8 protein-coding genes are annotated in these 11,858 nt (G+C 49.8%); 5 read left to right on the top strand and 3 right to left on the bottom strand.

Annotated elements, in window-relative coordinates:
- Nucleotides 1–35 precede the first annotated feature (35 nt).
- Complete coding sequence (pepN, locus tag J1784_RS19590; RefSeq protein WP_217150573.1) at nt 36–2,651, bottom strand: aminopeptidase N; 2,616 nt, start codon at nt 2,649–2,651, stop codon at nt 36–38.
- Nucleotides 2,652–3,085: 434 nt separating this feature from the next.
- Here pepN and J1784_RS19585 point away from each other — a divergent pair, with 434 nt between their 5' ends.
- The 5 genes from J1784_RS19585 (at nt 3,086) to J1784_RS19565 (ending at nt 10,531) form a co-directional block, all read left to right on the top strand.
- Nucleotides 3,086–4,474, top strand: a complete 1,389-nt coding sequence (locus J1784_RS19585; RefSeq protein WP_420803985.1) for an MFS transporter — start codon at nt 3,086–3,088, stop codon at nt 4,472–4,474.
- A gap of 336 nt (nt 4,475–4,810) precedes the next feature.
- Nucleotides 4,811–6,016 carry a nicotinate phosphoribosyltransferase gene (pncB, locus tag J1784_RS19580; protein ID WP_217150571.1) on the top strand — a complete coding sequence of 402 codons (1,206 nt, stop codon included), beginning with the start codon at nt 4,811–4,813 and terminating at the stop codon, nt 6,014–6,016.
- Nucleotides 6,017–6,285: 269 nt separating this feature from the next.
- The gene (gene asnS, locus J1784_RS19575) at nt 6,286–7,686 is read left to right on the top strand and encodes an asparagine--tRNA ligase (RefSeq protein ID WP_217150570.1); all 1,401 of its coding nucleotides are present in this window, start codon (nt 6,286–6,288) and stop codon (nt 7,684–7,686) included.
- 300 nt (nt 7,687–7,986) lie between these two features.
- Nucleotides 7,987–9,099, top strand: a complete 1,113-nt coding sequence (gene ompC, locus J1784_RS19570) for a porin OmpC (RefSeq protein WP_274387341.1) — start codon at nt 7,987–7,989, stop codon at nt 9,097–9,099.
- A gap of 241 nt (nt 9,100–9,340) precedes the next feature.
- Nucleotides 9,341–10,531 (top strand): amino acid aminotransferase, encoded by a 1,191-nt coding sequence (locus J1784_RS19565; RefSeq protein ID WP_217150569.1) that lies wholly within the window; start codon nt 9,341–9,343, stop codon nt 10,529–10,531.
- A gap of 75 nt (nt 10,532–10,606) precedes the next feature.
- On the opposite strand, the gene J1784_RS19560 is transcribed toward J1784_RS19565, so the two are convergent.
- Both J1784_RS19560 and mepK read right to left on the bottom strand, forming a co-directional pair.
- Nucleotides 10,607–11,254, bottom strand: a complete 648-nt coding sequence (locus tag J1784_RS19560; protein ID WP_217150568.1) for an MBL fold metallo-hydrolase — start codon at nt 11,252–11,254, stop codon at nt 10,607–10,609.
- 49 nt (nt 11,255–11,303) lie between these two features.
- Nucleotides 11,304–11,855, bottom strand: a complete 552-nt coding sequence (gene mepK / locus J1784_RS19555; protein ID WP_056769288.1) for a peptidoglycan L,D-endopeptidase MepK — start codon at nt 11,853–11,855, stop codon at nt 11,304–11,306.
- Nucleotides 11,856–11,858: the final 3 nt, after the last annotated feature.

Here is an 11,858-nt window from a genome sequence, read left to right as displayed (position 1 = left end):
CCTTTTGCTTTGCCGCTATTTACCCGTAGAAACGATTATGCATCTAAAGCTTTGGTAATTTTCTCGAACAAATCACCGGACAGATTTTCCAGCCCTTTCAGCTGTTCCAGCGCCTGACGCATCAGCGCCTGACGGTTCTGGTCGTAACGCTTCAGGCGGATCAGCGGCTCAATCATACGCGCTGCAACCTGCGGGTTACGGGTATTCAGATCCGTAAGCATTTCAGTCAGGAACTGATAACCGCTGCCGTCTGCCGCATGGAACGCAGAGGGATTAGCAGAGGCAAACGCACCCACTAATGAACGGACGCGGTTCGGGTTGCCCATGCTGAACGAACGATGATTTAGCAGTGAACGGACTTTCTGCAACACATTGGCTGCCGGGCTGGTCGCCTGCTGGATAAACCATTTATCCATGACCAGACCGTCGTGATGCCAGCGCTCATCGTAAGCCACCATCAGCGATTCACGGCAAGGGAGCTGTGCGGAAACGGCCGCAGACATCGCTGCCAGAGAATCCGTCATGTTATCGGCCTGTTCAAACTGCGCTTTAACCAGCTGGTCAGCCAGCGTCACATCGGCAAAGGCCAGATAATGCAAGCAAGTATTACGCAATGAACGTTTGCCAATATCTTCATGCACCACACGATACGCTGGCAGACGGTTAGCGTTGTAAACCGCCAGGAATTCATCAGCCATTTCAGTCGCCAGGCAACGGGTAATCGCGTCGTGAACGGCACTGATCGCTTCCGGATCGATGATTTCAAACAGTTCAGCGATTTCGTTTTCAGAGGGCAGAGTCAGGATCTGCGCCGCCAGCGCCGGATCGATATTCTCATCAAGCAACACCGCACGGAACGCATCCGCCACATGCAGCGGCAGAGACAGAGGCTGTTTCTGCTGGTGACGTGCCACGTTCAGCTTGATGTAAATCGCCAGCAGGCTTTGCGCCGCATCCCAGCGGGCGAAATCGTTACGCGCGTATTTCATCAGGAATGTCAGCTGATGATCGCCCCATTTATAATCGAGTTTCACCGGCGCGGAGAATTCGCGTAACAAAGAAGGCACCGGCTGGTATTCCACGTCGTCAAACACGAATGTCTGCTCGGCTTCGGTTACGTTCAGCACATTGCTGACCGTCTGACCGTTTTGTTTCAGGGCAATAACGTTGCCCTGCGGATCGTACAATTCGATATCCAGCGGAATATGCAGAGGCAACTTTTCAGTCTGATCTGGCGTCGCAGGCGTTTTCTGGCTGACGGTCAGGGTGTATTGCTGTTTTTCCACGTCATAGTCATCGCGCACGGTGAGCACCGGTGTACCGGACTGGCTGTACCAGCGGCGGAACAGTGACAGATCGACGTTGGACGCATCTTCCATCGCCTGCACAAAATCGTCGCAGGTCGCGGCGCTGCCGTCATGACGCTCAAAGTACAGCTGCATACCGGCCTGGAATTTCTCTTCGCCGAGTAAAGTGTGCAACATACGGATGACTTCTGAACCTTTTTCATACACCGTCAAGGTGTAGAAGTTGTTCATTTCGATGACTTTTTCCGGACGGATCGGGTGCGCCATCGGGCTGGCATCTTCAGAGAACTGCGCGCCACGCATTACACGGACATTATCGATACGGTTGACTGAACGCGAGCCCAGGTCAGAACTGAATTCCTGATCACGGAATACAGTCAGGCCTTCTTTCAGGCTCAGCTGGAACCAGTCGCGGCAGGTCACGCGGTTGCCAGTCCAGTTATGGAAATATTCGTGGCCGATCACCGCTTCGATACCAAGATAATCTTTGTCAGTCGCGGTTTCAGCTTTTGCCAGCACGTATTTGGAGTTAAAGACGTTCAGTCCTTTATTTTCCATCGCGCCCATGTTGAAGAAATCAACGGCGACAATCATAAAGATGTCGAGATCGTATTCCAGATTGAAACGGGTTTCGTCCCATTTCATGGATTGCTTCAGGGATTCCATCGCCCAGCCCGCGCGGTCCAGATTGCCGCGGTCTACGAACAGTTCCAGCGCCACATCGCGGCCGGAGCGGGTTTTGAAGGAGTCACGCAGAACGTCGAAATCACCCGCGACCAGCGCAAACAGGTAGCAAGGTTTAGGGAATGGGTCTTCCCATTTGATCCAGTGTTTACCACCTTCCAGCTCGCCCTGATCAATACGGTTACCGTTGGACAGCAAATAAGGATAACGGGCTTTGTCGGCCACGATACGGGTGGTGAAACGCGCCAGAACGTCCGGGCGATCCAGATAATAGGTAATGTGGCGGAAACCTTCGGCTTCACACTGGGTACAGAGCGCTTCACCGGAAAGATACAGCCCTTCCAGCGCAGTGTTTTTGGCCGGATGAATTTCGTTAACAATGGCCAGTTCAAACGCTTCCGGCAGGCCGGTAATTTCCAGCACACCTTCTTTTAACTGATATTTCGGCCAGTCCTGACCGTTAATTTTAAGGCTGATCAGGGTCAGATCTTCACCATTGAGCACCAGCGGCGCGCCTTCTGCGCCCTGTCGTTTAATCTGACTGACGGCAGTCACGATGGTTTTCTGTGCATCAAGCTCGAAATTAAGGTCGATATCCGTGATGGTATAGTCCGGCGCACGATAGTCATGGCGGAACTTGGCTTGTGGCAGTTGAGTCATAAAAAACCTTTTGGCGTTTTCATTGTTTATAGTGATGACGATTCATGGCATTGAAGCGGGCGCTTTTCATCAGCGAATCGCTGCGCAGAGCCCTGCCGGCCTTCATATTTTTCTTTCTAAACTCTAACACAGGCACCAGAAAATCCCAGATTGTTGCCAGTTTGTGAGTGCGTATGCGCACCTTTCAACCAAAACACAGAAATTTCTCTTAAGGGGCCTTTTTGAGGCTAAAAGTGGAAGTCTGACCTGTGTCACATTCTGAACCGATAAAACTGTACTTTTCACAATGCGTTTTTACGCAGTTTTTTATGCTCTATTTTCTTATTCGTTACATAAATTCAATATTTAAATCCAATCGGGAGTCATTAGCATGATCATGAATAAGATGATTCACTGAGGCTAATAATAAAATGAGTGACACCTGCGCCCCTGACATGGGGATACCAAAACAAAAAACATTAAATAACAAGACATTATCAGCCCGTATTGACGCGCTTCCTGCCTCCGCCGGACTCTGGCGCTTCATCATATTGCTTTCACTGGGTGGATTCTTCGAACTCTATGATCTTTTCGAAACCGGATACATAAGTTCAGGTTTAGTGGCGGAGAACATATTTCATATCGGCACTGCGGGAGTATTTGGCATATCCGATCAGGCCGCTTTCGCTTCTTCCACATTTTTAGGTCTTTTTTTCGGTGCGAGCCTGCTGGCTCCGAATGCAGACCGCTTTGGCCGCCGTATGACATTTATGTTTGCGCTGGCGTGGTATGGCTGTTTTTCTTTGCTCATGTCGTTCCAAAACAGCGCTGAAGGCATCATTGCGTGCCGTTTTCTGGTCGGAATTGGCCTGGGCCTTGAGCTGGTGACTATTGATACCTATCTGACCGAATGGGTGCCGAGCCATATGCGCAGCCGCGCGTTCGCGTTCGCTTTCTTTATCCAGTTTCTTTCCGTTCCGGCTGTGGCGCTGATGTCCTGGTGGCTTGTGCCGCAAACCTTTTTCGGGCTGACAGGCTGGCGTTACGTGGTAATTGCCGGCGCACTGTGTTCACTGGTGGTATGGATTATACGTAAAAATCTGCCGGAATCTGCCCGCTGGCTGGCGCAGCAAGGGCGTCATGAAGATGCGCATAATGTGGTGAGTGCGATGGAAAAGCGCTGCGGGGTCGCTAACAGCCCGGCGTATATCGCGCAAGAAAGTGCAGCGGAATTACCGCGAAAAGGCACGTTCAGGGAAATCTGGTCACCGGAATACCGCAAACGCACGCTGATGCTGACCGTCATGAACTTTTTCCAGGCCATAGGTTTCTTCGGCTTTGGTAACTGGTTGCCCGCCCTGCTCTCAGGCAAAGGCACGACTGTCACTCACAGTTTGCTTTATGCCTTCTTTATTACGCTGGCCTATCCGCTGGGATCGCTTATTTGCAGCCGGTATGCCGATAGAATTGAAAACAAATGGCAGATCGTTCTCTCGTCATTAATGACGGTGGTATTCGGTACCTTATTCGCCCTGCAAACCAATCCGGTGATGCTGGTGGTTTGCGGCTTCCTGATCACCTACTCCAACGCCTGGTTAACGTTCAGCTATCATGCCTACCAGACCGAAGTATTCCCGACGCATATCCGCGCCCGCGCTGTCGGCTTTTGCTATTCATTCAGCCGCCTGTCGACCGTCTTTAGCAGCATTTTGATCGGCCTGATCCTGCAATACGCCGGAACCCAGGGGGTAATTGCTTTCATTGTCGTCAGCATGATTATTGTGATGCTGGTCATCGGTATTTTCGGGCCAAAAACACGGGGTATTAATCTGGAAAACATCTGATCGTTTACTATCATGAACAAACGAAGCGAAATGAACATACAAAAATCGGGGTAAAATAGCCCCGATTTTTCTTTTCTGATTGTCAGGTTGATTAAATTTATGTAATCAATTTGTGCTTTTTTTAAACCATAAAATCGCCTGTTTGCCCATATTCCCTATGTTTAAGCACAATTAAGCCTCGACCATGCGCAGACAATTATGATGTGATGTGGGTTCTTTGACAGGATAATACGGTATACTTCACAGACTTTGCTGTTTTATCCCGAACGTTTTTTTTACGGAACGGTTGTTTGTGTTCAAACACTCAGTTTCTGACGAGGATGCTGTAAACGCGCTATGACTTCATACGCCTCCCCGATTTTGACTTCGCTGTTAGATACCGATGCCTACAAGCTTCACATGCAGCAAGCGGTTTACCATCGCTATCGCAATATCAGCGTTGTAGCCGAGTTCCGTTGCCGCGGCGATGAACTGCTGGGTGAATATGCCAGCGAAATTCGCGAGCAAGTCCTGATGATGAGTCAGCTTGCACTCACGGATGATGAGTTCACTTATCTTTCCAGCCTGCCTTTCTTCACTCAGGACTATCTGAACTGGCTGAAAGCGTTCCGCTACAATCCTGAACATGTCACCGTTTCCGATCGCAACGGGCATTTGCACGTGCGCATTGAAGGTCCTTGGCGTGAAGTGATTATGTGGGAAGTGCCGCTGCTGGCTGTGATCAGTGAAGTGGTGCATCGTCAGCGCTCGCCATTCGTCACCGCGCAAATGGCCGTGGATCAACTGCGTAAAAATCTCGCCAGCTTTAAAGAGCAGGCAGCAGATATTGACCTTTCCGCTTTCCGTCTGATGGATTTCGGCACACGCCGTCGTTTCTCGGGCGAAGTTCAGGAAGCTATCGTCAGCACGCTTAAAAACGAATTCCCTTATCTGGTCGGTACCAGCAACTACGATTTAGCACATAAATTGCAGCTGACACCGGTCGGGACTCAGGCTCACGAATGGTTTCAGGCGCATCAGCAAATTAGTCCGGTTCTGGCCAACAGCCAGCGCGCCGCATTGCAGGCCTGGCTGGATGAGTATCCGGACCAGCTCGGGATTGCGCTGACCGACTGTATTACGATGGATGCTTTCCTGCGTGATTTCGGCAGCAAATTCGCCAATGCTTATCAGGGGCTGCGCCATGACTCCGGGGACCCATTTGAATGGGGCGAAAAAGCGATTGCGCATTACCACGCGCTGGATATCGACCCGATGACTAAAACGCTGGTATTTTCCGATAATCTGGATTTGGATAAAGCCCTGCATCTTTATCGTCATTTCCACCAACGGGTAAATCTGGTGTTTGGTATTGGTACACGCCTGACCTGTAATATTCCCGGTGTAAAACCGCTGAACATTGTGATCAAACTGGTTCAGTGCAACGGCAAGCCGGTCGCCAAGCTGTCTGATAGTCCGGGCAAAACTATTTGTCAGGACAAAGCTTTTGTGAAAGCGCTGCGTAAGGCCTTCGATTTGCCGCTGGTAAAAAAAGCGTCCTGACTGTCAGTAAAGCGCCGGAAACCATTCCGGCGCTTTAACAGAATATTCTTTCCTTACTTTCTTTCCTTTATATACCTGCAATCTCATCCCCCGGCTTTTATTCGTTATCTCAATGTTTCCTGATAATCCGCGCCTTTGCCTGACAATTCTTCCTCACCAACGGTGATTTCTGCTTGTGTCCTGAGAAAGGCTAAGTAACATAGCAAAATCCCTTTTTACAGGGTGTCCAATATTTCTTAGCCAACATATATAAAGAAAGAGAGAAATCTATGAGCGTTGTGCCTGTAGTCGACGTACTGCAAGGCCGTGCTGCGGTTGACAGTGAAGTCACCGTACGCGGTTGGGTACGTACCCGGAGAGATTCTAAAGCTGGTATCTCATTCGTCGCCGTTTATGACGGCTCCTGCTTTAATCCTTTACAGGCCGTCATCAATAATTCTCTGCCCAATTATCAGGAAGACGTTCTGCGTCTGACAACGGGTTGTTCAGTAGAAGTGACCGGTACTGTTGTCGCATCTCCTGGCGAAGGTCAGAGTTTCGAATTGCAGGCAACCGCCGTTAAAGTTGTTGGCTGGGTGGATGATCCTGATACCTACCCGATGGCGGCAAAACGCCACAGTATCGAATACCTTCGTGAAGTGGCTCACCTTCGCCCGCGCACCAACCTGATCGGCGCCGTTGCCCGTGTGCGCAACACCCTGTCTCAGGCGATTCACCGTTTCTATCACGAAAACGGCTACTTTTGGGTGTCCACCCCGCTGATCACTGCGTCAGATACCGAAGGTGCCGGTGAAATGTTCCGTGTTTCAACGCTGGACCTGCAAAACCTGCCGCGTACCGATAAAGGCGAAGTTGACTTCAGCGAAGACTTCTTCGGTAAAGAAGCGTTCCTTACTGTTTCCGGTCAGCTGAACGGTGAAGCTTACGCTTGTGCGCTGTCTAAGGTTTACACCTTCGGCCCGACGTTCCGTGCGGAAAACTCGAATACCAGCCGTCACCTCGCTGAGTTTTGGATGGTTGAACCGGAAGTGGCTTTTGCTACGCTGGACGACATCGCCTCACTGGCAGAAAACATGCTGAAGTATGTTTTCCAGGCAGTTCTGAACGAACGTTCAGACGATATGGCCTTTTTTGCTGAACGCGTAGACAAAGATGCGGTTGCCCGCCTTGAACGTTTTGTAACCTCTGATTTCGCACAGGTGGATTACACTGAAGCAGTAGAAATCCTAATGAATTGCGGCCAAAAATTTGAGAATGCCGTTTCCTGGGGTGTGGATCTGTCTTCAGAGCACGAACGATATCTTGCTGAGCAACATTTCAAAGCACCGGTAGTAGTAAAAAACTATCCCAAAGATATCAAGTCCTTCTACATGCGTTTGAACGATGATGGAAAGACCGTGGCGGCAATGGACGTCTTAGCACCCGGCATTGGCGAGATTATCGGCGGTTCTCAGCGTGAAGAACGTCTGGATGTATTGGATGCACGAATGGTCGAAATGGGACTTAAAACTGAAGATTATTGGTGGTATCGCGATTTGCGTCGTTACGGCACAGTCCCTCACTCAGGCTTCGGTTTGGGCTTTGAACGTTTAGTGGCCTATGTCACTGGCGTACAGAACGTTCGCGACGTGATTCCGTTCCCACGCACACCACGTAATGCAACCTTCTAATTAATTAAACTATTTCTAATTAACAAAATAGTTACAAAACTAAGGCCAGCATTGCTGGCCTTAGTCATTTTGAAAGATAGATCCCTGTCACAAAGTTCCGTAAAATACACATCTTGTAATACAATTTTTCCAACTGAAACATATTTAGTAATTTAGTAGCATTTTCGCTATGGATTAAGCTCACCACGGATGGAATAGTGCGTTCAGACACAGGAGACACCAAACTTTCACGAATAGTTCCGTAAAGAATTATTTAAGGCAGTGGCAGGTGTCCAAATAAAACCAATGAGGGTAATAATAATGATGAAGCGCAATATTCTTGCAGTGGTAATCCCTGCTCTGTTAGTGGCTGGTGCAGCTAACGCAGCTGAGATCTATAACAAAGACGGCAACAAACTGGATCTGTACGGTAAAGTTGACGCGCGTCACACCTTCTCTGACAACGCTGGCGACGATGGCGACCAGACTTACGTTCGTTTCGGCTTCAAAGGCGAAACCCAAATTACTGACCAACTGACCGGTTACGGCCAGTGGGAATACAACGTTCAGGCTAACCACGCAGAAAGCGCCGGCGACGAAGGCAACAAAACTCGTCTGGGCTTCGCAGGTCTGAAATTTGGCGATGCAGGTTCTTTCGACTACGGTCGTAACTACGGCGTAATCTACGACGTAATGTCCTACACCGACCAATTGCCAATCTTTGGCGATGACACCATGTACCAGAACAACGACAACTTCATGGTTGGTCGTGGTAACGGCATGGCAACTTACCGTAACAGCAATTTCTTCGGTCTGGTTGATGGCCTGAGCTTCGCTGTACAGTACCAGGGCAAAAACGACGAAGGTCGTGACGATCGTGGCGCAGTTGATTCCAATGGCGACGGCTGGGGTACTTCTGCCGCTTACGCTATCGGCAACTCCGGTGTTAGCCTGACTGGTGCTTACTTCTCTTCTAACCGTACCTCTCTGCAGAAGCAAGATGGTGCTGGTGACAAAGCTGACGCATACGCATTCGGCGCGAAATACGACGCTAACAACCTGTACCTGGCGACCTTCTACGGCGAATCACGTAACACCACTGATTACGGTAACCCGGATTCAATCGCTAACAAAACTCAGAACTTCGAAGTTGTTGCTCAGTACCAGTTCGATTTCGGTCTGCGCCCATCTATCGCATACCTGCAGTCTAAAGGTAAGAGCCTGAATGGTTTCACCAACAACGGTTCTACTTACGCTGGCGGCGATGCTGACCTGGTTAAATACGTAGAAGTTGGTACTTACTACTACTTCAACAAAAACATGTCTACCTATGTTGACTACAAAATCAACCTGCTGGACGACAACAGCTACACCAAAGCAGCTGGCCGTAGCACAGACGACATCGTTGGTGTTGGTCTGCAATACCAGTTCTAATATCGCTTAACGATGCGCTTACAGGCGCATCAAAGTGGATATCAAGGCAGGGCTTAGGCTCTGCCTTTTGCATTTAAGCAATTCAAATAAAGAACTTTGCTACCCTTCTCCATAAAAAATTTTAATCTCACACGCCTTCTCACAACTCTGCTTTCTTTTTGCCGCAAACGGTTGGCAAACGCTAGCGCTGGCGGTACCCTGATGCCCTCTTTCGTTATATCAGGCTATGGAATTTTCCGACATGTTTGAAAAAATCACTGCAGCACCTGCTGACCCTATTCTGGGTCTTACCGATCTTTTCCGCGCGGATGATCGCTCGAATAAAATCAATCTTGGGATTGGTGTTTATAAAGATGAAACGGGTAAAACGCCGGTTTTGGCCAGCGTGAAGAAAGCCGAACAATTCCTGTTGGAAAATGAAACCACTAAAACCTATCTGAGCATCGATGGTTTGCCTGATTTTGCACATTGCACGCAAGAACTGCTGTTTGGTAAAGACAGCGCAGTGATTGCAGAAAAACGCGCCCGCACGGCGCAAACCCCGGGTGGTACCGGTGCCCTGCGCATTGCAGCAGATTTTATTGCGACACAAACCAGCGCTAAGCGCGTGTGGGTCAGCAATCCGAGCTGGCCGAACCATAAAGGCGTATTTTCTGCCTCAGGTCTGGAAGTGGCAGAGTACAACTATTACGACGCAGCCAATCACAGCCTGGATTTCGACGGCATGCTGAAAAGCCTGAGCGAAGCGAAAGCCGGTGACGTGGTGCTGTTCCACGGTTGCTGCCATAACCCGACGGGTATTGACCCGACGCAGGAACAATGGGCGAAGCTGGCTGAACTGTCTTTAGCAAACGGCTGGTTACCGCTATTTGATTTCGCTTATCAGGGCTTTGCTAAAGGTCTGGAAGAAGATGCCGCTGGCCTGCGTCTGTTCGTCGCCAGCCATAAAGAATTGCTGGTCGCCAGTTCTTACTCGAAAAACTTCGGCTTATATAATGAACGCGTCGGTGCTTGTACGTTAGTCACTGCTGACGCTGAAACTGCGGATCGCGCATTCAGCCAGATGAAATCCATTATCCGTGTAAATTACTCTAACCCGCCAGCACACGGCGCAGCGGTTGTGGCCACCATTCTGGGTAACGAAGCGTTGCGCACGCTGTGGGAGCAGGAACTGAGCGATATGCGCCAGCGTATCCACCGCATGCGTCAGCTGTTTGTCAGCACTTTGCAGGAAAAAGGGGCGCAGCAGGATTTCAGCTTCATTATTAATCAGAACGGAATGTTTTCATTTAGCGGCCTGACCAAAGATCAGGTACTGCGTCTGCGTGATGAATTCGGCGTTTACGCGGTGAACTCTGGCCGTATTAACGTCGCGGGTATTACGCTGGAAAATATGGCTCCGCTATGCGAAGCGATTGTCGCCGTGCTGTAAAATGACTGCGTTGCTTTCGCATTAAAAAAGCCCGTCAGGAAACTGACGGGCTTTTTGTTTTCCGGCAATCAAACATTACCAGACCGGCATTTCATCCTGCAGGAAGGGATTATTTTTACGCTCGTAACCAAAATCAGACATCGGGCCATGGCCTGGAATAAAGACCATGTCATCGCCCAGAGGCAACAGTTTGGTTTTAATCGATCTGATAAGCGCCTGATGATCGCCGCGTGGGAAATCACTGCGCCCTACGCCGCCTTTGAAAATCACATCACCGGAAACGGCAATACGCGCTTTATCATTAATGAAAACGATGTGCCCCGGCGTATGCCCCGGACAATGTAATACGGATAAGATTTCTTCGCCCACGTTCACCGTGTCACCTTCTTCCAGCCAGGTATCGGGTGACAGCGGGTCACAATGGTCAAGGCCAAACATCTGGCTCTGCGTCGGCAAAGCATCCAGCAGGAACTGGTCTTCCTTCTGCGGCCCGATAACAGGCACCTGATAATGTGCGGCCAGTTCAGCAGCAGCACCCACGTGATCAAGATGACCGTGAGTCAGCAAAATTTGGGTGACCAAAACGCCTTTGGCGGAAACTTCCTGAATGATCCGCGCGGCTTCGCCACCGGGATCGACAATGGCGGCCTGATTGGTCTTGGTACACCAAATCAGAGAGCAGTTCTGGCTGAAAGCCGTGACGGTAATAAGATGGATTTTCATAGGGCTCCACAAAATGGCCTGCTCATTGGCAGGCCATTAATTACACACATCACCAGGTCCGAGCAGGCCCGGTATCGATGTGCACAAAGTTACTTCGTGGATAATATCCTACACCACCCATCCGCATTTTTAACGCGGCTTTGCGGATATTGCTCAATTCGATTCCCTGAATGTGGAAATCCATCGCCTGACCGAGCGTGTGGTAACTGTGTTTTGCTACGCCACTTCCCGGTTCACGCATACTGTTATTGGTGGCCAGTGACCGATAACCGGAAATCAGCTGAACAGGTTTATTAGTACCACCGAGCATAACTTGCAGACGATAAAGGTGATCGAACAAGGCGGGATCGATAGATTTCACCTTTTCCGCCCGATAGTCTCTGAACAGATGATTCAACCGAGCCAACTCATCCTTGTTGTAACGCTTTCCATCAAAAAACTCAGTTTTGAGGGTTTCGCCGGTATTTAAGTTATTAACGACTAAAATACGCGGACGAGGAGTGGAAAGAGTGGCGAATGCACGACTCGGAAGTAATGCAATCCCCATAGCGGCACTGCCAAGTGCCAGCCATTTACGGCGATGTTTGTCGATTTCATTCATGAA

The organism is Rahnella ecdela (assembly GCF_019049625.1).
In the GTDB taxonomy this organism is placed as follows: domain Bacteria; phylum Pseudomonadota; class Gammaproteobacteria; order Enterobacterales; family Enterobacteriaceae; genus Rahnella; species Rahnella ecdela.
The sequence above is the reverse complement of the archived record's forward strand: the minus strand, read 5'-3'. Positions and strand labels throughout refer to the sequence as shown.

What these genes read in the sequence shown, in the direction of transcription:
- pepN (WP_217150573.1), bottom strand. Translation starts at nt 2,651, where the DNA reads ATGACTCAACTGCCACAAGCCAAGTTCCGCCATGACTATCGTGCGCCG.
- J1784_RS19585 (WP_420803985.1), top strand. Translation starts at nt 3,086, where the DNA reads ATGGGGATACCAAAACAAAAAACATTAAATAACAAGACATTATCAGCC.
- pncB (WP_217150571.1), top strand. Translation starts at nt 4,811, where the DNA reads ATGACTTCATACGCCTCCCCGATTTTGACTTCGCTGTTAGATACCGAT.
- asnS (WP_217150570.1), top strand. Translation starts at nt 6,286, where the DNA reads ATGAGCGTTGTGCCTGTAGTCGACGTACTGCAAGGCCGTGCTGCGGTT.
- ompC (WP_274387341.1), top strand. Translation starts at nt 7,987, where the DNA reads ATGATGAAGCGCAATATTCTTGCAGTGGTAATCCCTGCTCTGTTAGTG.
- J1784_RS19565 (WP_217150569.1), top strand. Translation starts at nt 9,341, where the DNA reads ATGTTTGAAAAAATCACTGCAGCACCTGCTGACCCTATTCTGGGTCTT.
- J1784_RS19560 (WP_217150568.1), bottom strand. Translation starts at nt 11,254, where the DNA reads ATGAAAATCCATCTTATTACCGTCACGGCTTTCAGCCAGAACTGCTCT.
- mepK (WP_056769288.1), bottom strand. Translation starts at nt 11,855, where the DNA reads ATGAATGAAATCGACAAACATCGCCGTAAATGGCTGGCACTTGGCAGT.